22 protein-coding genes are annotated in these 21734 nt (G+C 65.2%); 13 read left to right on the top strand and 9 right to left on the bottom strand.

The genetic code is table 11. From position 1 onward, the window contains the following. Nucleotides 1-164: 164 nt before the first annotated feature. Complete coding sequence (locus C8C92_RS11915) at nucleotides 165-749, top strand: DinB family protein (protein ID WP_099764180.1); 585 nt, start codon at nucleotides 165-167, stop codon at nucleotides 747-749. A gap of 1 nt (nucleotide 750) precedes the next feature. On the opposite strand, the gene C8C92_RS11910 is transcribed toward C8C92_RS11915, so the two are convergent. Beyond that, nucleotides 751-1143 carry a VOC family protein gene (locus tag C8C92_RS11910; RefSeq protein ID WP_116744031.1) on the bottom strand — a complete coding sequence of 131 codons (393 nt, stop codon included), beginning with the start codon at nucleotides 1141-1143 and terminating at the stop codon, nucleotides 751-753. Between the two features lie 81 nt (nucleotides 1144-1224). On the opposite strand from C8C92_RS11910, the gene C8C92_RS11905 reads away from it, so the two are divergent. The 5 genes from C8C92_RS11905 (at nucleotide 1225) to fghA (ending at nucleotide 6129) form a co-directional block, all read left to right on the top strand. Beyond that, nucleotides 1225-1764, top strand: a complete 540-nt coding sequence (locus C8C92_RS11905) for a GNAT family protein (RefSeq protein ID WP_116744030.1) — start codon at nucleotides 1225-1227, stop codon at nucleotides 1762-1764. Nucleotides 1765-1900: 136 nt separating this feature from the next. Beyond that, nucleotides 1901-3475, top strand: a complete 1575-nt coding sequence (locus tag C8C92_RS11900; RefSeq protein ID WP_116744029.1) for an oleate hydratase — start codon at nucleotides 1901-1903, stop codon at nucleotides 3473-3475. A gap of 148 nt (nucleotides 3476-3623) precedes the next feature. Beyond that, the gene (lepB, locus tag C8C92_RS11895) at nucleotides 3624-4295 is read left to right on the top strand and encodes a signal peptidase I (RefSeq protein WP_116744028.1); all 672 of its coding nucleotides are present in this window, start codon (nucleotides 3624-3626) and stop codon (nucleotides 4293-4295) included. A gap of 47 nt (nucleotides 4296-4342) precedes the next feature. Then, a complete protein-coding gene (locus C8C92_RS11890; protein WP_116744027.1) occupies nucleotides 4343-5206 on the top strand; it encodes an NAD-dependent protein deacetylase in 864 nt (287 codons plus the stop codon). 56 nt (nucleotides 5207-5262) lie between these two features. Next, nucleotides 5263-6129, top strand: a complete 867-nt coding sequence (gene fghA / locus C8C92_RS11885; protein ID WP_116744026.1) for an S-formylglutathione hydrolase — start codon at nucleotides 5263-5265, stop codon at nucleotides 6127-6129. A 9-nt stretch (nucleotides 6130-6138) separates the two neighbouring features. On the opposite strand, the gene C8C92_RS11880 is transcribed toward fghA, so the two are convergent. The 4 genes from C8C92_RS11880 to C8C92_RS11865 form a co-directional block, all read right to left on the bottom strand. After that, the gene (locus C8C92_RS11880) at nucleotides 6139-6804 is read right to left on the bottom strand and encodes an alpha/beta hydrolase (protein ID WP_116744025.1); all 666 of its coding nucleotides are present in this window, start codon (nucleotides 6802-6804) and stop codon (nucleotides 6139-6141) included. 160 nt (nucleotides 6805-6964) lie between these two features. Beyond that, on the bottom strand, nucleotides 6965-9283 hold the full coding sequence (locus C8C92_RS11875) for a molybdopterin cofactor-binding domain-containing protein (RefSeq protein ID WP_116744024.1): 2319 nt from the start codon (nucleotides 9281-9283) through the stop codon (nucleotides 6965-6967). After that, a complete protein-coding gene (locus C8C92_RS11870; protein ID WP_070218230.1) occupies nucleotides 9276-9743 on the bottom strand; it encodes a (2Fe-2S)-binding protein in 468 nt (155 codons plus the stop codon). Before C8C92_RS11870 ends, C8C92_RS11875 begins: the two co-directional genes overlap by 8 nt. Before the next feature lie 24 nt (nucleotides 9744-9767). After that, nucleotides 9768-11066 carry a cytochrome c gene (locus C8C92_RS11865; protein ID WP_116744023.1) on the bottom strand — a complete coding sequence of 433 codons (1299 nt, stop codon included), beginning with the start codon at nucleotides 11064-11066 and terminating at the stop codon, nucleotides 9768-9770. 201 nt (nucleotides 11067-11267) lie between these two features. On the opposite strand from C8C92_RS11865, the gene C8C92_RS11860 reads away from it, so the two are divergent. The 7 genes from C8C92_RS11860 (at nucleotide 11268) to C8C92_RS11830 (ending at nucleotide 17339) form a co-directional block, all read left to right on the top strand. Continuing rightward, nucleotides 11268-12920, top strand: a complete 1653-nt coding sequence (locus C8C92_RS11860) for a Na+/H+ antiporter (protein WP_099759718.1) — start codon at nucleotides 11268-11270, stop codon at nucleotides 12918-12920. Nucleotides 12921-13116: 196 nt separating this feature from the next. Continuing rightward, a complete protein-coding gene (locus tag C8C92_RS11855; RefSeq protein ID WP_243420180.1) occupies nucleotides 13117-13707 on the top strand; it encodes a YfiR family protein in 591 nt (196 codons plus the stop codon). Continuing rightward, nucleotides 13704-14987: a diguanylate cyclase gene (locus tag C8C92_RS11850; protein ID WP_099759719.1), complete on the top strand. Its 1284-nt coding sequence runs from the start codon at nucleotides 13704-13706 to the stop codon at nucleotides 14985-14987. The genes C8C92_RS11855 and C8C92_RS11850 overlap by 4 nt, the downstream gene beginning before the upstream one ends. A 16-nt stretch (nucleotides 14988-15003) precedes the next feature. Further along, nucleotides 15004-15507, top strand: a complete 504-nt coding sequence (locus C8C92_RS11845) for an OmpA family protein (RefSeq protein ID WP_099759720.1) — start codon at nucleotides 15004-15006, stop codon at nucleotides 15505-15507. A gap of 32 nt (nucleotides 15508-15539) precedes the next feature. After that, nucleotides 15540-16010 (top strand): gluconokinase, encoded by a 471-nt coding sequence (locus tag C8C92_RS11840; protein WP_165829584.1) that lies wholly within the window; start codon nucleotides 15540-15542, stop codon nucleotides 16008-16010. Between the two features lie 70 nt (nucleotides 16011-16080). Further along, nucleotides 16081-16398: a DUF3144 domain-containing protein gene (locus C8C92_RS11835; protein ID WP_099759721.1), complete on the top strand. Its 318-nt coding sequence runs from the start codon at nucleotides 16081-16083 to the stop codon at nucleotides 16396-16398. Next, nucleotides 16398-17339 carry an acyl-CoA desaturase gene (locus C8C92_RS11830; protein ID WP_116744022.1) on the top strand — a complete coding sequence of 314 codons (942 nt, stop codon included), beginning with the start codon at nucleotides 16398-16400 and terminating at the stop codon, nucleotides 17337-17339. Before C8C92_RS11835 ends, C8C92_RS11830 begins: the two co-directional genes overlap by 1 nt. Here C8C92_RS11830 and C8C92_RS11825 read toward each other — a convergent pair. The 4 genes from C8C92_RS11825 to C8C92_RS11810 form a co-directional block, all read right to left on the bottom strand. Then, complete coding sequence (locus tag C8C92_RS11825; RefSeq protein ID WP_071078004.1) at nucleotides 17312-17854, bottom strand: gamma carbonic anhydrase family protein; 543 nt, start codon at nucleotides 17852-17854, stop codon at nucleotides 17312-17314. The genes C8C92_RS11830 and C8C92_RS11825 overlap by 28 nt on opposite strands. Nucleotides 17855-17995: 141 nt before the next feature. Continuing rightward, on the bottom strand, nucleotides 17996-19174 hold the full coding sequence (locus C8C92_RS11820; protein WP_099764183.1) for a benzoate/H(+) symporter BenE family transporter: 1179 nt from the start codon (nucleotides 19172-19174) through the stop codon (nucleotides 17996-17998). Nucleotides 19175-19307: 133 nt separating this feature from the next. Next, nucleotides 19308-20783, bottom strand: a complete 1476-nt coding sequence (locus tag C8C92_RS11815) for a PLP-dependent aminotransferase family protein (protein WP_116744021.1) — start codon at nucleotides 20781-20783, stop codon at nucleotides 19308-19310. Next, nucleotides 20780-21724, bottom strand: a complete 945-nt coding sequence (locus C8C92_RS11810) for a hypothetical protein (protein ID WP_116744020.1) — start codon at nucleotides 21722-21724, stop codon at nucleotides 20780-20782. Before C8C92_RS11810 ends, C8C92_RS11815 begins: the two co-directional genes overlap by 4 nt. Nucleotides 21725-21734 lie beyond the last annotated feature (10 nt).

The following is a 21734-nucleotide window of genomic DNA, read 5'->3' as shown; positions in this document are numbered from 1 at the left end:
TTTGCTATCCCAAGCCCTGTATGCATCATTATCGCGAAGTTCGCTCCATGATTTTACTTGATGACAGCAGCGCTGGTGCGGCTGGCGTGAGCGCTTTGTCCACCTGCCGCAACATGCTAAAGTGGCACGACATACACCCTGCCCTGCTCAACCAGCGATCCATCATGAACAATCCACTCGCGCACTACATCACCAGCCAGGCGTATAACAACGCCTGGGCCAACCACCGCCTGCTGAAAGCGTGCGGGCAGCTGACCCAGGCCGAGTTCCAGGCAACGCGCGTCAGCTTTTTCCCCACCATCGGCTTCACGCTGAACCACATCCTCACATGCGACTGGTTTTATCTCGACGCGCTCGAACGCGAGCTGCGCGGCGCGGCGCCCCATGCCGACTGCTATGTCTTCTTTGAAACGGACGAACCGTTCACCGACTGCACGGCCCTGCATGCGGCGCAGCGCGCCTCGGACCTGCGCCTGATCGCCCATTGCCGCAGCCTGTGCGATGCGGACCTGGCGCGGCCCGTGACGATCTTGCGCGACAATCCGCAAATCGACACACGCCAGCGCCTGCTGGCGCATGTGTTCCAGCACCAGATCCACCACCGGGGGCAAGTGCACGCCATGCTGGCCGGCACGCGCATCGCGCCGCCCCAGCTCGACGAATTCTATTGCGCCGGCGAGGCAAGCGAGCGGGCGCAGGATTTCCTGGAACTGGGCTGGACGGAAGACGACGTCTGGGGCCCGCGCTGAATCATTCTTCGGCGTGGCAGCAGACGCACAGCTTGTTGCCATCGAGGTCGCGGAAGTAGGCGCCATAATAATTGGCGTGATAATGGGGCCGCAAGCCAGGTGGCCCCTCGCACACGGCGCCCAGCGCCAGCGCGGCCTGGTAGCTGCGCTCCACCTGGGCGCGGCTGGCCGCCAGCCAGGCCGTCATCTGGCCATTGCCGGGCGTCGCCGGCAAGCCGTCGTGCGGCGCCGTCAGCACGAACAGGGGGCGCGGCGCGTCCCGCGCCATCCAGCCGGCCCAGGGTTGGGCCGGATCATGAAACTTTTCGATCAAATCGAGTTCTCCCAGCAGGGCCGTGTAGAAGGCGTAGGCGCGGGGAAAGTCGTTGGTGCCGAGGCAGAGATGGGACAGCATGCTGCTCCTTCATGAATTCAAGCATGTGCGGCAAAATGCGCCAGCTGATTATAATGGCGCATCGCTTTCCGACACGCTTCCATGCCAGACCTCGACCGCCTTCAGTTGCTCCCGCCCTCCAGCGCCGACCTTCCCGCCTTGCTGGCCTTCGAACTGGACAACCGTGCGTATTTTGAAAGCTGGGTCACGGCGCGCGCACCGTCCTATTACCACCAGGAAGCCATCGCCGCCGCCATCGAGCAGGCGCAGCGCGAGCGCCAGCAAGACCTCGCTTACCAGTATCTGGCCAAGCTGGACGGACAAATCATCGGCAGGGTCAATCTGACGGCCGTCACGCGCCCCTACTTCAACAAGGCGACGCTCGGTTATCGCATCGGCGAACGGTTCGGCGGACGCGGCTACGCCACGCGCGTGGTCGCCCTGTTGCTGGAAGAGGCGTTCGGCACACTGGAACTGTGGCGCGTGGAAGCGACAGCGCGGCCGCAAAACATGGGGTCGATCGCCGTCATGCAGCGCAACGGCTTTCACCAATATGGCCACTCGGAAAAAGCCATGCGCTTCCAGGATGCCTGGTCGGATCTGCTGTACTTTGAACGGCGCAAGGAACACGCTGACGCCTGAAAAAACCGAACGAACGCTCTATTTATCCGCCGAGCCTCCCCCTGACGTTGTAAAATAGGCAAATATGGCACGACATCGGCCGTGCCGCTTGCAAGCCTTTCGCGCATGCGGATGCGCTCACATTCAGGGGAAAACCATGACCAATACAAACAAAAAAGCCTACCTGGTCGGCGGCGGCATCGGCTCACTGGCTGCGGCCGCCTTCATGATCCGCGACGGCGGCATGCAAGGTAGCAACATCACCATCTTCGAAACATCGCCCGTGACGGGCGGCAGCCTCGATGGCGGCGGCAATGCCGAGGATGGCTACACCTTGCGCGGCGGGCGCATGCTGACCACCGATAATTACGAGTGCACCTGGGACCTGTTCAAGAGCATCCCTTCGCTCGAACATGCGGGCCAGAGCGTCTACGATGAAACCATCGCCTTCAACGAACGGCACATTCCCCACTCGCGCGCGCGTCTGGTCGACCGCAACCGTTTCAAGGTTGATGTCAGCAGCATGGGCTTTTCCATGCAGGACAGGCTGGAACTGCTGAAGCTGACGGAAGCCGATGAAGACACTCTGGGCAGCAGCGCCATCACGGATTGGCTCTCGCCCGAATTCTTCGACACCAAGTTCTGGTATATGTGGGCCACCACGTTTGCCTTCCAGCCCTGGCATAGCGCCGTCGAGTTCAAGCGCTATCTGCACCGCTTCATGATGGAATTTTCGCGCATCGAAACCCTGGCCGGCGTCAAGCGCACCGTCTACAACCAGTACGATTCGCTGGTGCGCCCGCTGGTCGCGTGGCTGCAGGAGCAAGGCGTCAACATCATCATGGATTGCACGGTGACCGATATCGAGGTCCAGGAACCCGAAGGCCGCCTGACCGCCACCGCCCTGCACTGCCAGCGGCGCGGCCTGGCCGACGTGATTCCCGTCGCCGCCGACGACCTGGTGTTTTTCCAGAACGCATCGATGACGGATGCCTCCAGCTATGGCAGCATGCACAGCGCGCCGGCCAAGCGCACAAAAAACGACAGCCAGGGTTGGCTGCTGTGGGAAAAACTGGCCGAAGGCCGCCCGGCGCTGGGCCGTCCAGCCGCCTTCAACAGCAGCATCCCCGAATCGTACTGGGCCTCGTACACGGTCACCCTGAAAGACAGCGCCTTCTTTGACCGGATGGAGCAATTCACGGGCAACAGCGCGGGCACGGGCGGCCTCGTCACCTTCAAGGACAGCAACTGGTTCATGTCCGTCGTGCTGGCGCACCAGCCCCATTTCGCCGGCCAACCGGAAGGCGTGCAAGTATTCTGGGGCTATGCGCTGCACCCTGACCGCATCGGCAACTTCGTCGCCAAGCCCATGTCCGAATGCAGCGGCGAGGAAATCCTGCGCGAGCTGTGCGGCCACCTGAACTTCGACCTCGACATCATGGCTACGGCCAATTGCATTCCCTGCCGCATGCCCTACATCACCAGCATGTTCATGCCCCGCGCAAAGAGCGACCGCCCGCTGCCCGTGCCCGCCAACTCCGTCAACCTGGCCTTCGTCAGCCAGTTCGTGGAGCTCGCCGACGATGTCGTCTTCACGGTGGAATACTCGGTGCGCGCGGCGCAGACGGCCGTCTACCAGCTGCTCGGCGTGCAGCGCGCAGTGCCGGCCATCCACGCGCACGACAAGTCGCTCAAGGTCAAGCTCGATGCCGTCATCAAGGCGTTCAAATAGCCTCGTTGCTGACGCTTGCGCGCAACATCGGCCGCGCAGGCGCTTGATTTAAGACTGGCTTCAGCCTCGCCGTGCATCGTGGATAGGGCGCCAGCAGCAATGGCGCCTTCCCTCACACTCACGGGCATTGCCCAGCGAAAGAGCCAAGATGAAAACATGGATGCGCGCCAACAAAGGTTTTTTGATGTTTATCCTGCTGTTCGGCGTGTTCCGCACGGCCGTGGCGGACTGGAATCCCATACCGTCGGCATCCATGCGCCCCAACCTGCTCGAAGGCGACGTGGTCTTCGTCAACCGCCTGGCCTTCAACCTGAAAGTGCCGCTCACCGATATCGTGCTGCAGCGCCTGGGTGAACCGCAGCGGGGCGATATCGTCACCTTTTCCTCGCCGAAAGACGGCACGCGATTGATCAAGCGCATCATCGCCCTGCCCGGCGACACGGTGGAAATGCGCAATGAACAGCTGGTCATCAATGGCCAGCCCGCCCAGTACACGGCGCTCGACACGGCGCCCGAAACCATCGCCCACCTGGGCCAGCTGACGGCGCAGCGCATCAGCGAGCGCAACGCGACCGAGCAGCACCGCATCCAGGTCTTGCCGCAAATCGCGGGCGCGGCGCGCAGCTTTGCCCCCGTGACGGTGCCGGCGGACCACTTCATGATGCTGGGCGATAACCGCGACAACAGCGCCGACTCGCGCTATTTCGGCTTCGTGCCACGTGAATTACTGATCGGCAAGGCCGAGCGCATCCTCGTCTCGGCCAATATTGACGAGCATTGGCAGCCGCGGCTGCAGCGTTTCGGCATGAAGCTGGAGTAAACATCCGCTTGCAACGGCGCCGTGCTTTTCGGTTAGCATGGCGCATCATGCAAAACTTTCCCTCAGCCAGCCAGCAGCGCGCCAGCGACGATCCCGCCCTGGAGCAACTGGCACAGTTCCTGCTGCGCCATCCCGACGTGCTGCTGCTGACAGGTGCCGGCATCAGCACGGCATCGGGCATACCCGACTACCGCGATACGGACGGCGTGCGGCGCGGCAACGCGCCCGTGCAAGGCCCCGATTTTCGCCGCCAGGAAGCCGTGCGCCGCCGCTACTGGGCGCGCAGCATGGTGGGCTGGCCAACCCTGGCGCGCGCCACGCCCAATCCCGGTCACCTGGCCATCGCGCAACTGGCCCAGCGCCAGCACATCGGCGGCCTGGTCACGCAAAACGTCGATGGCCTGCATCAGCAGGCAGGCAGCGCCGCCGTCACGGAGTTGCACGGCAGCATACATGGCGTCGTATGCCTCGATTGCCATGCCCGCCATACGCGCCGCCTGATCCAGGATCAGCTCGAACGCGACAATCCGCAGATGCTGGGTGCCACGGCCACGCCGGCGCCCGATGGCGACGCCTTGCTGGAGCCGTCCCAGCTGGCCACCTTCCACCTGCCCGCCTGTCCCCGCTGCGGCGGCACCCTGCAGCCCGACGTGGTGTTTTTCGGCGATGGCGTGCCCGCCTCCTGCACGGCCGAGGCCGAAAGCAAGATGCAGGCGGCCAGCGCCCTGCTGGTAGTGGGCTCATCCGTCATGGTGTATTCGAGCTTTCGCCTGTGCCGCATGGCGGCCGAGACGGGCAAGCCCGTGGCCGCCATCAACCTGGGCAAAACGCGCGCCGACCATTTGCTGGCCTTCAAGACCGAAGCGCCGGCACAGGACATCTTGCCTGCAATAGCGGCCATGCTGGGCTGATGCCATGCCAGCGGCGCGCCACTCTGGCTATACTGTGGCATTAACGAGGAGAATTCATGCTGGAACTGTTGAGTGAACACGCCTGTTTTGGCGGCGTACAACGCTTTTATCGCCACGACACGCACGCCATCGGCTTGCCCATGCGTTTCTCGGCCTTCATTCCCGATACGCCGCCAGGCGCCACGGTCAGCACCAAACGCCCCGCCCTGTTTTACCTGGCCGGTCTGACGTGCACGGAAGAAACGTTCATGATCAAGGGTGGCGCGCAGCGCGTGGCGGCCGAGGAAGGCTTGATCCTGATTGCACCCGACACCAGCCCCCGTGGCGCGAATATCGCGGGCGAGACGGATGCCTGGGATTTCGGCGCGGGCGCCGGCTTTTACGTCGATGCCACCGAAGCGCCGTGGCGCAGCCACTATCGGATGTATAGCTACCTGCTGGAACTGCGCGCCCTGCTGGTACAGGAACTGGCGATCGACGCGCAACGCACGGGCATTTTCGGCCACTCGATGGGCGGCCATGGCGCGCTGGTGCTGGCCTTGCGCAACCCTGACCTGTTCCGCTCCGTCTCCGCCTTCGCCCCCATCGCCGCGCCGAGCCAATGTCCGTGGGGCAAGAAGGCGTTTACGGGCTACCTGGGCAGCGACGCAGCCAGCTGGCAGCAGTACGACGCCAGCGCGCTGATGCGCGGCCTGCAAGGCCAGCCGCCGCTGTTCCCCGAAGGCATCTTGATCGACCAGGGCCTGGCCGACAAATTTTTACCGGAGCAACTGTACCCCGAGGTGTTCGAAGCGGCGTGCCGCGACGCCGGCCAGCCTGTGCAGCTGCGCCGCCATGCCGGCTATGACCACGGCTATTACTTCATCGCCAGCTTCATGGAAGAGCATGTGCGCTTCCATGCGAGGAACTTGCGCGCCGCCTGATCTGCTGCGCTACTGCGCCGTACTGGTATGCCCGTTGAAATGGCGCATGTACCAGTCCGTAGCCAGCAAGGCCGCCTGGTGGCGCGTGTCGGGGCCGCCAGGCGCGGCGATCTGTTCCAGTTGTTTATCGCAGCGCAAGGTGGCAAACGCCATGCGGTTCAAGCCCGCCACGTCGGGGTCGCGCCCACCCACGATTAACAGCGATGGCACGCGCACGTTTTCCAGCGCCGCCTTGCCGGCCATTTCCACCTGGCCATCGCAGACCGCCAGCGCAGCGATTTCCGCGCTGCGCCAGGCTGCCAGCTGCATCACCACGGCGGCACTGGTGCCATAGCCATACAGGCCGCAGGGCAAGCGCCGCGTGGACGGGTCGACCTGCAGCCAGCCCAGGGCTTTTTCCAGTTGACGCGCCAGCAGCACGATATCGCTGCGCACGAAATACGCATGCCCATTGCTGCCGCCACCGGGCCCGACACCGCCCTGGTCGAAGCGCAGGGTGGCGATATCCGCTCGCAAAAAATCCTGGGAAGTGGCGTGGCTGGACGCGCCAAGGTAATCGCTATCGGCGCCCGCGCCATGGGCAAACAGGACGATGCCCACGGGCCGCTCGGGCATTTCAAGCACGCCGTCCATTTGAAGTTCATCGGCCGTGATGCTGACAAATTGTTCTTGCATGGCTGCCTCCGCTATCGAACTTGGATCAAGCTGACATAAAGCTGCTATTGCGCTGATGTTGCCAGACCGGGCGCCGCCTGCGCGCCCTGAGCTGCAAGCTTCAGTGTAGCAGCCTGCGCCCGTTCACGCGCGGCGCACGTCATTTTGCCGCGCGCCCGCATCAGACGGCGCCGTGCCGGTCCAGCCCCTTCAGCACGGCTTCCGGGCGGATCGGCAAATGCCGCACGCGCGAGGCCACGGCGGCGAAGATGGCGTTGCCGATCGCCGGCGCCACGGCCGTCGTGGGCGGCTCGCCCATGCCCGTCGAAGTTGCCGTGCTGGCCACGAACTCGATGTCGAGCTCGGGCACGTCGGCCATGCGCAGCGGTGTGTAGGTATTCAGGTTGGTATCCTTCACTTCGCCGTTGAGGAAAGCCGTGCCTTCATGCAAGGCCATGCTGACGCCCCACAGGGCGCCCCCTTCCGCCTGCGCCAGCGCGCCATCGGGGTCGACGATGCTGCCCGCGTCGATGACCATGAACAGCTTTTCGACTTTCACCATGCAAGTGCTGCGGTCCACTTTAACCCGGGCGACGCAGGCCGTCCAGGTCGGCATGTCGCGCTCCTGGCCGAACGTGGCGGCGATGCCCAGGCCCGTGTCGGGCGGCATGGCGGTGCCCCAGCCCGCCTTGTCCGCCACCCGCTGCAGCACGTGGGCCAGGCGCGCGGCGCCACCGACGGCGTTCGGCGCGCTGCCCGCATTGCGCCCCGTCGCCTGCAGCAAGGACAAACGGAAGGCCAGTGGGTCGACCTTGGCCGCCTGCGCCGCCTCGTCCATGAAGCTTTCCACGGCCCAGTTGGTCCAGCCCGGCCCCACGGAACGCAGCCAGCCGGGGCGGAAACTGCTGTTGGCCAGGTCGTTCGACACGGCCCGCACGCGCTGCGCGCCCACCGTGTACCAGTGGTCGGCGCCGGCGATGGCGAACGGGTCGTACGGATGGCCCTGCTTATCCTTGGCCAGGAAGGCGGGTATCATCGCTTGCGTGGGCCAGCCTGCGCTCGCTTCGTGCACCATCGCCGAGACCTTGCCCGCATCGTCGAACGCCATGCGCACATGCTGCACGGATGGCGAACGGGGCGAATCGAAACGCGCATCGTCGGAGCGCGTGCAAATCATCTTGACGGGCCGCCCCACGGCTTGCGCCGCCAGCGCGGCCGGCACGCAATAATCGCCATTCAGGCGCCGGCCGAAGCCGCCGCCCAGCAGATAAGTGTGCAACATGACCTTGCTCTCGGGAACATTCAACGCCTGCGCCAGCACGGGCAGGATCAACGATTGCCACTGGTTGCCCGCATGGATATGCCAGACGCCGTCGATTTCCTGCGCCAGGGCATTGACCGGTTCCAGCTGGAAATGCAGCACGGTGCTGGTCGTGTAGTGGCGTTCCAGTTGCAGGCTGGCATCCTTGAACGCTTGTTCCACGCCATCATCATCGACCACGCGGGCGCCCAGGCTGGCATCGGCCAGTTGCTTGCCCGCATAGTTGACGATATCCTGCTCCGACACGTGCGCCGCCGCACCGGCCCGCCATTTCACTTGCACCAGGTCGGCCGCGCGCATGGCGGCCGCATACGTGTCGGCCACCACCATGACCCAGCCGGGCACCGTGCCGCTGGGGTCTTGCAAGGCGAACGAACGCAGGTAGCCCTGCACCTTCCTGGCCGCCGAGTCGTCGATGGACACCACTTTCGAGCCGTAGCGCGTGGGCGGGATCTTCGGGCGCGCATACAGCATGCCCTCGATTTCCGCATCAATGCCGTACACGGCCGTGCCATTGATTTTCGCCGGGATGTCCAGCGCCTGCACCTGCTGGCCGATCAGGCTGCGCTGCCGCGGCGTTTTCAGCACGATGGCTTGCAATTGCTCCGGCGTGTACTGGCGCGCCAGCTTGCCACGGCGCACGATGTCGCCATAGCTGATCGAGCGCCCACGCCCATGCACGACGCCGAGCCGGGCGTGGCAGGCGGAGACGGGCACGCGCAGCAGGCGCGCGCCCTCCTCGACCAGCGCGAGGCGGCCAGCCGCGCCGGCACGGCTGAGCGGATCGAAATTCTGCCAGACGGACCAGCTGCCGCCCGTCACCATCAAGCCCCATTTCGCGTCCGTGTCCACGTAATGCAGGCGCACCTTGCTCCAGTCCGCTTCCAGCTCCTCGGCCACGATGCGCGCCAGGGCCGTGCCGATATGCTGGCCCATTTCCGCCTTGGCGATATTCACGGTGATCATGCCGTCACGCCCGATCTGGAACCAGATGCTGGGGTCGAACACGGGCGCCGCAGGCTTGACGGGCGGCGCGGGCGCCGTCTTGCCAGCGGCCAAAGAGCTGTCGGCGCGCAAAAAGGCCAGGGTAAAACCCGTGCCGGCGGCGGCGATCAGGAAACCGCGCCGTCCCAGCGCGCTGGGATGGGCAGCAGAATTTTCTTTTGGCAGCTTAAACACCGGGCGCCTCCTGCATGCCAGCCGCCAGTTTAATTGCCTTGCGGATGCGCACATACGCCATGCAGCGGCACAGATTGCCGCTCATGACGGCATCGATATTCGCATCCGTCGGCTGCGGATAGTCTTTCAACAAGGTGGCCGCCTGCATGATCTGGCCCGACTGGCAATAGCCGCACTGGGGCGCCTGCGTGGCCAACCACGCCCGCTGCAGCGGGTGCGTGCCATCGGGCGAGAGACCTTCGATGGTGGTGATGGCGCAACCGGCCACGGCGGCAATCGGCGTGATGCACGAGCGCATGGCACGGCCATCGACGTGCACGGTGCAGGCGCCGCACATGCCGATGCCGCAGCCAAACTTGGTGCCTTTTAAATGAGCTTCGTCGCGCAGCACCCACAACAGGGGCGTCTCGGCGTCGGCTTCGGTGCCGAAGGGCTGGCCATTCACGGTAATGTTATACATAAATATTCAAGATACTTTCAAGAGTTACTTGCCGGCCCGCGCGCGCGCCACCGCCGCTTCCAGGTTCGTCCAGGCGGGCTGGGTGCTGCGGCTGCGGCGCAGATAGGCTGCCAGCTGGGCCACGTCGTTGTCCGTCAGCGACGCGCCAAAACCGGGCATCAGCACGCCGGGCATCGCGTCGTCCTTGCTGATGCCGTGCAATATCACCTGGATCAGGTTGGCGGGATCGGGCGCACTGACGGCGCTGTTCAGGCTCAGTTCCGGACGCAGGGCCGCGGGCCGGCCGTCGCTGTTCGAGTGGCACGACGCGCAGGCGGCCACGTACAGGCTGGCGCCACGGTCGTTGTCGACCAGGCTGACCCGCTGCGAACGCTGGATGCCCGCCTTGACCACGGTATCGGTATCGATCTGGCGTTGCTCTGCGCCGGCCACGCCGGCAAAATACGTGGCCAGCGCGCGGATATCGCTGTCGGGCGACGCACCCATGCCTTCGTGCACGACGGCCGACATCGGGCCGGCCGCCACGCCGTGCAGGGTTGTCGCTCCCGTGCGCAGGAAGGCATACAGCTCGTCCTGCGTCCACGGCAAGGGCGCCGTGTTGGCACTGGTCAAGGCCGGCGCATACCAGTGATCGATGGAAGCGCCCAGATACGACGAGCCAGCAAGCTCGGCGCCCAGCGCATTGCGCGGCGTGTGGCAGGCGGCGCAATGGGCCAGGCCCTCGGCCAGGTAGCGGCCCCGGTTCCAGTCCAGCCCTTGCGCGGGGTCGAGCTGATAACTGGCCGGTTTGAAAAACAGCAACTTCCAGCCCGCCTGCAAGGGGCGCAAGTTCAAAGGGAAAGGCACGCTATTGGCGGGCGCGACCGCATACACGGGCGGGCGCGTCATGACATACGCGTACAAGGCCGTCAGGTCGGCGTCCGAGACGAGGTTGAAATGCGTGTACGGAAAGACGGGATACAAATGGGCGCCATCGCGGCCCACGCCTTCGCGCATGGCCCGCTGGAAGGCGGCCAGCGACCAGCGGCCGATGCCCGTCTGCCGGTCCGGCGTGATATTTGTCGCGTAGATCGTGCCGAACGGCGTGGCCAGGCCATGGCCGCCCGCGTAATCGGCGCCGCCCTGGACCGTATGGCAGGCGGCGCAATTGCCCATGCCGGCCAAAATGCGGCCCTTCTCCACCACTTGCGGGGAAAATGCCGTGGCGGCGGGCGGATCGATGGGCGCCAGCGCGGGGCGCCAGTAATACAAGTAGGCAGCCAGCGCCGCCACGATGAGCAATGCCAGCGACAGCAGCAGGCCGGTGAAAATCTTTTTGAGCAAAACAGGAGTCCGGTAAAAGGCCAAGCACAAGGCTAAGCACGCGCCTGCCGCGCACGGACGGCAGCAGCAGGGCAGATTGTGGCAATGAATGGGAGAATCTTACCGCGATTGTGACTTGTTGTATGTACGCATTGACACGCAGATAACGCCATGCGCGGGCTGCGCCTTATAATCAGCGTTTCAGCACGCCGCCGCTCCTTCATGCATACCGTTACCATCATCCTCATCCTCGTCTTGAGCGTCGTCCTGTGCGGCTTCATCGCCCGTTCGCGCTGGGTCAAGCTGCCGCTACCGCTGATCCAGATCGCCGGCGGCACGGGATTGGCCCTGTTTGGCGTGCAAGTGCCGCTCGATCCCGATATCTTCTTCCTGCTCTTCATTCCGCCGCTGCTGTTTCTCGATGGCTGGCGCATTCCCAAGGGCGCCTTCTTTTCCGATGCGCGCTCGATCCTGATGCTGGCCATCGGCCTGGTGCTGTTTACCGTGCTGGGCATGGGTTTCTTCATCGACTGGCTGATCCCCAGCGTGCCGCTGGCCGTCGCCTTCGCGCTGGGCGCCATCCTGTCGCCGACGGACCCCGTGGCCGTCTCGGCGATTGCGGCCGGCAACCCGATCCCGCCGCGCCTGATGCACATCCTCGAAGGCGAATCGCTGCTGAACGACGCCTCGGGCCTGGTCTGCTTCACGTTTGCCGTGGGCGCCATGATGACGGGCGGCTTTTCCATCGGCGCCGCCTCGCTCAGCTTCCTGCAAGAAGCAGGCGGCGGCATCGTCATCGGCCTGGCCATCTCGTGGGGCGTGGGCCTGGCGAATAAATGGCTGGTGAGCAAGGTCGGCGAAGAGCCGGGCCTGCAAATCCTGATCAGCATCCTGATTCCGTTCGCCGCCTACCTGGGCGCCGAGCAAATCCACGGCTCGGGCATCCTGGCCGCCGCCACGGCGGGCGTGTCCATGCATTACGCCGACCTGATCGGCCGCCCGCTGGCCGCCACGCGCACCCAGCGCAAGGCCGTGTGGGATACCGTGCAACTGGTCTTGAACGGCGTGATCTTCGTCATGCTGGGCGCGCAACTGCCCACCACCGTGGCCGGCTTGCCGGCAGCATCGGCCGAAATCGGCGCCGGCAGCGCCTGGAAACTGCCCCTGTTCGTCATCGCCATCACGGTAGGGCTGACCTTCATGCGCTTCATCTGGGTCTTCATTTCCATGAAACTGACCCTGTTCAAGCACCACAAGAAAATGGCTGGCGAACCGAAGGACGCGGCGCTGCTGGCGCGTCCCAGCCTGCGCCTGCTGCTGGTGGCCTCGTTTGCGGGCGTGCGCGGTGCGCTGACCCTGGCCGGCATCCTGACCCTGCCGTTGTTCTTACCTGACGGAAATCGTTTCCCCGCGCGCGACCTGGTCATCTTCCTGGCCATGGGGGTGATCTTGCTGTCGCTGATACTGGCCAGCGTCACCCTGCCCTTGCTGACCAAGGGCCTGGTGTTCGCGCCGCCCGCGCGCCGCTCGACGGAAGAGCGCGATGCCCGCGCCGCTGCCGCCGAAGCGGCCATCGCGCGGCTGGAAAAAGTCTGCGAAGGCATCGACAAGAATGACAAGCAGCAAGTCGTCACCGAGGCGGCCAACCGCCTAATCGAAGCCTACCGGCGCCGCCTCGCGTACGGCGAAAGCAGCAACGACGAAGCGACGCGGCTGCAGGAACTGGCCAAGGCCGAGCGGGCGCTGCGCCTGGAAGCGCTGAATGCGGAACGCGATGAACTGTACCGCCGCCGCATCTCGGGCGAACTCGACGACACCATCCATTTGCGACTGCTGCGCGAAATCGACTTGCTGGAAGCGACACTGGAAGAATAGCAACACTCTGTAGCACGATAATAGTGTCGATCAGTTAATTATCATGGTAAAGAATGCAAGTTTCGGCATTCGTGTTTATAATGCAAGCTTTATGGCGTAGCGCCATCATTTACTTTCAGCATGGACTTCCGTACAGTCTGTGTTGTTGAGTAAGGATGTGAATCGCCGCCCGACCTGCATAAAGATACCCGACGCCGTGCCCTCCTCCCACCGCCACCAGCAGCGCTGCGCGCCGCCCGCCCTGCTCGCAGTGCTGCTGACCTCGCTGCTGGCCTCGCTGTTCGCCTGCGGCGCGCTGACCCCGTGCGCGGCGTGGGCGCAGACGGGCGCGGCGGCCGACGCCAGGCGACCGGCCGAGGTGGCCCAGGTCCTGTTTGGCATCATCAGCTATGTGCGCTGGCCCGTGGCGCGCCCGGAAGTGCGCGTCTGCATGCTCGGCGTGCCCCGCTATGGGGCAGCCATCGTCGACAAGCCCGCCTCCAGCCTGGGCCAGCGTATCCGGGTGAAAGTCCCGGCGGCGGCCGCCGCTGCCAGCGAATGCGACGTCATCTACCTGGGCAGCCTGCCCGAGGGCGAACGCGACCAACTGCTGGCGCAGATCATCGGCAAGCCGATTTTATCGGTCGCCGAACCCGGCACGGCCTGCAGCGTGGGCACCATGTTCTGCCTGCGCCTGAACGACGCGCAGATCGGCTTTGACGTCAACCTCGACGCCATCGCCCGCAGCGGCCTGCGCGTGCATCCGAACGCCTTGCAAATTGCACGTCGCAAGGCACCGCAGCCATGAGCGCCAGCATGCCCCCAAAACTGGCACGCAAGCCCCGCCGCACGCTCGACAGCGTGCTGCGGCGCGCCCACCTGAGCGTGTCGCTGATTGCCGTGATGGCGGCCGGCCTGACCCTGACGGCCGTGGCGCTGCTGGCCCTGCGCGTGTATTCGGACCAGAACCTGCGCCTGGTGGCCCGCTCGATGAGCTACACGGTGGAAGGGGCCGTCGTCTTTGGCGACGCCCTGGTAGCCAAAGAAGCGCTGGCCTTGATCGGCGTGAATGAAGATATCGACCAGGCGCAGGTGAGCGACATGGCCGGCAAGGTGCTGGCCCGCTGGGAACGGGGCGAACACGGCACGCGCTATTACATCGAACGCGCGCTGACGGGCTGGATGCTGCCCGATTCGCTGACCTTCCCCGTCATGCGCAATGAGCAGGCCATCGGCAGCATCACCCTGGTGCCGCACAGCCGCAGCCTGCTGCCCTTCCTGCTAAGCGGCCTGTCCTGCCTGCTCGCCTGCCTCGTGCTGAGCCTGGTCGTCGCCGTGCGCCTGTCGCGCCGCATGGAAAAGGAAATCACCTCGCCCCTGCGCCACCTGGCGGAAACGGCGCACCGCGTGCGGCGCGACCGCTCGTTCGAATTGCGCGTGCCGCCCGCCAACATCGCCGAACTGAACCAGATCAGTGACGACTTCAACGCCCTGCTCGACGAACTGGAGGCATGGCAAAGCCATCTGCAAAAGGAACACGCCTCGCTGTCGCACCGCGCCAACCACGACAGCCTGACGGGCCTGTCGAACCGCGCCTTCATGGAAGCGGAGCTGGAACGCGCCATCCTCGAAGCGCGCATCGGCAATGGCAAGGTGGCCGTGCTGTTCCTCGACAGCGACCGTTTCAAATACATCAACGACACCTTCGGCCATGCCTCGGGCGACCGCGTGCTGGTGACGATCGCCGCGCGCATCAAGCAGCAATTGCGCGAGGGCGACCTGGTGGCGCGCCTGGGCGGCGACGAATTTGCCATCCTGCTCAAGCCGCTGCGCAACAGCAGCGACGCCATGCACATCGCCGACAACATCATCACCGCCATGGCGCAAGCCATTGAACTGCCTACCGGCAACAGCATTGTCACCTCGCTGACCATCGGCGTGGCCGTCTTCCCCGATCACGCCATCGACGCCGTCTCGCTGGTCGGTGCGGCGGACGAAGCCATGTACCGCGCCAAGCAGGCGCAGCGCGGCACGCGCCAGGTGGCGCGCCTGCCGCAACCCCACACTCACCCCCACACTCACCCCTGAACCAAGGAGCAACACCATGCAATTCATCTACACACAATTACGCCGCGGCTTCCTCGGTCTGTTCATGCTGGGCCTGCTGGCCGCCTGCCAGAGCACGCCAGAGACCAAACCGCTGTTCAACGCCGAGCAAGTCGCCACCTTGACGGAACAGGGCTTCAAGCAGACGGACGAAGGCTGGGAGCTGAGCTTTACCGACAAGCTGCTGTTCGATTTCGGCGCTTCCAGCCTGACGGCCCCGAGCCGGGCCGCCATCCAGAAAATCAGCGCCGCCCTGCTGAAAGTGGGCATTAGCCACATGCGCGTGGAAGGCCATACGGACAACGAAGGTGCCGAAGTACTCAACAACAAGCTGTCGCTGGCGCGCGCCAACGTGGTGGCCGATGCGATGGGCGTGGTCGGCATTCCACGCGGCAATATCGTCGTCAAGGGCATGGGCATGAGCAAGCCCGTCGCCTCGAACGCCACCAAGGCTGGCCAGGCAGAAAACCGCCGCGTCACCGTCATCGTTTCGGCGCCTTGAACGTGGGCGTGCCCGCCGTGCGCTGGGTCGTGATGGGTGTCTCCGGCTGCGGCAAGAGCGCCGTCGGCAGCCTGCTGGCCGACGCCTTGCACGTGCCGTACGTGGAAGGCGACGACGTGCATGCCCCGGAAAACGTGGCCAAGATGGCCGCCGGCATTGCGCTCGACGATGCCGACCGGGCCGGCTGGCTGGCCGCCCTGCGCGAACGCATCGCCACGGCCTGCGCGCAAGGCAGCGGCCTGGTCGTGTCCTGCTCAGCCCTGAAGCGCGCCTACCGCGACGTGCTGCGCGAGGGCGACCCGGCCCTGCGCTTTGTCCACCTGGACGGCCCGCGCGCCGTGCTGGAGCACCGCCTGCAGCGCCCCGGCCATTTCATGCCGGCCAGCCTGCTCGACAGCCAGCTGGCCACCCTGCAGCCCTTGCAGCCGGACGAAGACGGCATCGTGCTCGATATCCGCCAGCCGCTGCCCATTTTGCTGGAACAGATCCTGCAAGCGCCCTGACCGGCAGCCGCGCGGCTGGACAGCCTGCGCCCCCCTGTGTAGACTGGCGCGCACTTTCATAGGGATTTTCATGAACACACCAACGACAAAACCAGCACCGGGCCCGGAATTCTGGGAACGCGCCGACCAGGTCATCGCCCTGGCCAATGAGCAATGCCAGCATAGCGGCGGCAATGAAGTGGCCACCTCGCTGCTGTACGCAGCCGCCCGCTTCAACGCCTTCCTCGTCGCCAGCAAGAGCAACGACGTGGCGAAGATGCAGGAAGAGAAGGAAGGCGCCGTGGCGTTCTTCACGGAACAGTACAAGCGCATGCTGACCGACAACTTCAACGACTACATCACCAACTTCGACAAGTACACGCAACCGTCGTCGGCCCCCGAGGGTTGATGACGGTTGCCAGCCTGGACAGCCACCGCGCCCGCGCCACGCACGCCGGCAGCGTCATTGACGGCGCGGTGCGCCATGCGCCTTTGCCATCGCTGTGGCTGACAGCCATGCTGGCCGGTGCCGTGACTGGCGCCCTGTTCTTCTTCAGCTGGACGGGCCTGCTGCTGTTTGTCATCAGCACGGCCATCGTCCTGCTGTTCGGCCATTCGCTGGGCAGCCACCGCAAACTGATCCACGACAGCTATAAATGCCCGCAATGGCTGGAATATGTACTCGTCTACCTGGGCGTGCTGGTGGGACTCAGCGGCCCGCTGGGCCTGCTGCGCCAGCATGAGCTGCGCGACTACGCCCAGCGCCTGCCCGACTGCCACCCCTATTTGCGCCACGGCGCCGGCTTCTGGCGTGATGCCTGGTGGCAATTGTTCTGCCGCCTGGACCTCGACCATCCGCCGCGCATCGCCATCGAGCCGCGCATCGCGCACGACCGCTTTTACCGTTTTCTGGAAGCCACCTGGATACTGCAGCAACTGCCGTGGGCGCTGCTGTTCTTTGCCTGGGGCGGTTGGGGTTTCGTCTGCTGGGGTGTCTGCGCCAGGGTCAGCGCCGGCGTGCTCGGCCACTGGCTGATCGGCTACTTTGCCCACAACCATGGACAAATGCACTTTCATGTCGATGGCGCCGCCGTGCAAGGCAGGAATATCCGCCTGACGTCGCTGCTGACCATGGGCGAATGCTGGCACAACAACCACCACGCCTATCCGGGCTCGGCCAGGCTGGGCCTGCTGCCGGGCGAATGGGACCCGGGCTGGTGGGTCTTGCTGCTGTGGCAACGCATGGGCCTGGTATCCGGCCTGCGCCTGCCGCAAGACCTGGCGCCGCGGCCGGAACTGCGCCGCCTCGATCATGCCGACAATCAGGCGTCGTCGCCACCGGCCAGGTAATTGTTCTTCACACGCACATAATGTTCGGCCGAATAGCGCAGGTAGGCGATCTCCGCCTCCGTCAGTGCGCGCACCTTGGCGGCGGGCCGGCCCACGTACAGATGGCCGCTTTCCAGCACCTTGCCCGGTGACACCAGGCTGCCCGCGCCCAGCATCACGTGCTTTTCCACCACCACGTCATCCATGACGATGCTGCCCATGCCGATCAGGCATTCGTCGCCGATGCTGCAGCCATGCAAGATCACGGAGTGGCCGATGGTCACGTATTTGCCGATGGTCAAGGGAGAACCGTCGGGCTTGGCCGCATTCTTGTGCGACACATGGCCCATGGAAAAGTCCTGGATATTGCTGCCTTCGCCGATGACGATGCGGTTGACGTCGCCACGCAGCACGCTGTTGCACCAGATGGAACAGTCGTCGCCGATCTGCACATCGCCAATCACTTGCGCCGTGTCATGCAGGTAGACTCTTTCGCCCAGCACAGGACGGGTATTCAGGTAGGAACTGACAGGCATCGCTTTCTCACTCTTCATTAATAGTAAAAGTAAACATTCACACCCAGCCGGCGGCCATCGCTCACATCGGGGAAAGTACTGTGCCAACGGGCACGGGCGCAGCAATTGTATGCGGCGGCTGGCAAAATGGCTATGCCGCCGTCAAGCCGCCTTGCGCCAGCCATGCATCAGCACGTGCGCCGCCAAGCCCGCTGCCAGTCCCCACAGGGCGCCGCCCACGCCCAGCAGGGTCACGTTCGCCGCCGTCGCCAGGAAAGTGATCAGCGCTGTTTCGCGCATGCGCACGTCGGCCATCGCCTGCGCCAGGCTGTTGCCGATGGCGCCCAGCAGCGCCAAGCCCGCCAGCGCGGTAATAAAACTGCGCGGCAAGACCATGAACAGGCTGGCCAGGGTGACGCCGAAGATGCCCACCAGGATATACAGCACGCCGCAGGCCAGCCCCGCGACATAGCGCTTCGACGGCTCCGCATGCGCATCCTTGCCCGTGCAGATGGCGGCCGTGATGGCGGCCACGTTGAAGGCGTGCGCGCCGAACGGCGCCATGAGCAGCGAACCGAGTCCCGTCACCGTCAAAATGGGATTGGCGCTGACCGGGTAACCGTCATTGCGCAGCACCAGCATGCCGGGCATGTATTGGCCCGTCAGGGTGATCAGGAACAAGGGTAGCGCCACGCCCAAGAGCGATGCCACGGAAAAGCGCGGCATCTCGAAGACGGGCGCGGCCAGGGCCAGTTCGATGCCTTGCGCATCGATGCGCCCTTGCGCCAGCAGCAGTGCCAGGCCGATCAGCATGATGCCGACCACGGCAAAGCGTGCCGTGAAGCGGCGCAGCACGGCGTACGACAGCAGCAGCACCACCACCAGCAGCGGGTCGGCGCTGGCGCCGCCAAACGCGTTCACGCCGAACTGCAGCAAGATGCCTGCCAGCAAACCCGCCGCGATTCCGCCAGGAATCCATCGCACCAGGCGCTCGAAGGCGCCCGACATGCCCAGCAGAATGAAGGCGATGGCGGACACCATATAGGCGCCGATCACCTCGGCATACGGCGTGTGCGGCATGACGGTGGCCAGGAAGGCCACGCCGGGCGTGGACCAGGCCGTGATGATGGGCGCGCGGTAGCGATAGCTGAGCCAGATGCCCGTCACGCCCACGCCGATGCTCAGCGACCAGACCCAGGACGCCGTCTGCGCCGCGCTCAGCTGGGCCAGCTGGGCCGCCTGGAATACCAGCACGAAGGTGCCGCCATAGTTGACGAGCACGGAGATGCAGGCGGCCATCGTGGGGGCAGCAAGATCGCGCCAGTGCAGCCGGTCGGCCATGGCGGCGCTTGTGGTGGTGGTGGTGGTGGTTGTCATGTGGATGCCCCTGCCATTGAAAGGGAGCATCTTAATGGCCACATGGACTGCTCAAGCAGTCCAATTCAAACACATATAACAGACCACTTTGACGGCATCAGCCCAAGGCGCGCGCCAGGCGGACGATGCCGCTGTCGATCTCGTGCGGCGTGAGCGCCGCAAAGCCCAGCAGCCAGCCGCCGCGCTTTGGTGGCGTCGCATACAGCCGGCTCAGGCCCGGCAGCACGATGCCCGCCTGCGCCGCCTGCCGTAGCGTGTCCAGCTCTACCCTGCCCTCGTGCAGCAGACACGGCATTTGCAAGCCACCCGGCGGCAGCTGCGCCGTGACCACGTGCGGCAAGTGCCGCCGCACGGCCTGCGCCATCGCGTCGCGGCGCACGGCGTAAACCTTGCGCATGGCGCGCACATGGGCCGCGAAATGGCCGTCCGCGATGAAACGGGCCAGTGTCAATTGATCGAGTTGCGGCGTGTGGCCATCGAGGATGCTGCGCGCATAGGTCATCGGTTTGACCAGCGCGGGCGGCAGCACCATGTAGCCGATGCGCAGGCCTGGATACAGCGACTTGGCGAAGGTGCCCAGATAGATCGTGCGCTGCTGCGTGTCGAGCCCCTGCACGCACGCCGTCGGCAAGCCCGCGTAATGAAACTGGCTGTCGTAATCGTCTTCGATGATCCAGCCCTGGCGCTCGGCAGCCCAGGCCGTCAGGGCCAGGCGGCGCTCGAGCGCCAGCGTGACGCCCGTCGGGTATTGATGCGACGGCGTGACGTACACCGTGTTGGCGCCGCTGCGGTCCGCCCGCAAGTGGTCGATCGACAAGCCCTGCGCGTCGACGGGCACGGGCAGCACCCGCAATTGCGCCATCTCGAACGCCTTGCGGGCGCCAAAATAGCCGGGGTCTTCCATCAATATCGGGCCATGCGCATCGGCCAGCACTTGCGCGCACAGGTACAGCGCCTGGCGCGTGCTGCTCAAGACCAGCACCTGATCTGCCGTGGCCCGCGCGCCCCGCTCCAGATTCACATAGTCGGCGATGGCTTGCCGCAGCGGTGCGGCACCTTGCGGGTCGCCGTGCAGCAGGACGCCGGCACGGTGTTCGCCGGCCGCCTGGCGCCGCAAGCGTTCCCACACGTCGAGGGGAAAGGCGCGCGTTTCCGGCAAGCCCGTGGCGAAAGCTTTGACGCTCTGCTGGTCGGTGACGCCGCCGCTGGCGAGAATCTGCGCACCGCGCGCGCTGAGGGCCACCGGCTGCGCGGACAAGGGCGGCAGCGCAGCCGCAGGCTTGCCCAGCAAGCTCGCGCCTATCGTCGGCGAGACAAAACTGCCCGATCCCGCCTGCCGCTGAATATACCCGTCCAGGCGCAGCTGTGCATACGCCATTTCCAGCGTATCGCGCGACACGCCCAGCGACTGCGCCAGCGCGCGCGTGGCCGGCAGGCGCAGGCCCGGCGCCAGCACGCCATCGAGTATCAGTTGGCGCAGCGCGCGCTGCACCCGCACGCGCAAGTCGAGCGCCGCCAGCTCGGGCGCGGCGAGGCGGATTTTCAGGGTGTCGAGCTCGAACTGCGCCGTCATATGGCCTTGGCGCGGGCGGCAGCAACGGCAGCCACGGCAGCCATGCTGCTGGCCAGCGAAAAGCCGTGCTGCTGCAGCACCGCCACCAGCTGTTCGCTGGCGCAGCCCAAACGCAGGTTTTCCGCCACCCAGTCCTGCCAGGCGGCGCCGATCTCCGGCATCGGTTCAGCTTCCAGCGTGAGACCGAGTATGCAGCTGGCCAGCACGCCGTTGATCCGTTTTGTGTCGATCAGGTGCTGCACCACCGCGTGGCCCGAATGGGGAAACGGATGCAGGGTGCAGCGGCCGAAGGCGGCCAGGCGCTGCGCGTGCATGGCGTCGAGATTCACCGATTCGCTGGCGCTGGCGCCTGAGTTGGCCGCGTCGGGCCGCGTGCCGAACAGCAGGTGCAGCTGCGTATGCTCGGTCGCTCTGGCGCGGCACAGGGCCGCAAGGTCATAGTAACCCGAGAGCGGCGGGTCTTGCGCCAGCGATTCCATCACGGGCAGCCAGCGCAGCTCATGGTACAAACGCGCCTGCTGCACGTCGAGGAAGGACAGCGGCCCGAAGGCGACGATCTGCTGCGCATCGAGCAGCAAGCCAAACATGACGGCCGCATACGCGCCCATGGACTGGCCGAGGGTAGTGAGCTGGCTAGGCGCGATGCGGCGCACCAGCTCGCGCAGGGCCTGCGCCGTTTCATCCACGTGATTACCCAGGCCCGCGATCTGGCGGTGATACCAGGCATTGCCCGAATCGCGCACGAGGATTTTGTTCAGCGGCTGCCCGCTGACCTGCTCCAGTTTTCTCAGGCGTCCATAAAAATCGAAGGCGGGACGCGAGGTCCACGAGACGAAGCCGAAGGCGATCACCAGCGGCGCGCCGGGCACGATGCGGTCGACCAGCACGTCGTCGCCAGTGGTGGCGACCAGTCGATTATCCAGCGCTTGCGCTTGCAGCATCGGCCCGGCT

The organism is Janthinobacterium sp. 78 (assembly GCF_003096775.1).
Classification (GTDB): Bacteria; Pseudomonadota; Gammaproteobacteria; order Burkholderiales; family Burkholderiaceae_D; genus Janthinobacterium; species Janthinobacterium tructae.
The sequence above is the reverse complement of the archived record's forward strand: the minus strand, read 5'-3'. Positions and strand labels throughout refer to the sequence as shown.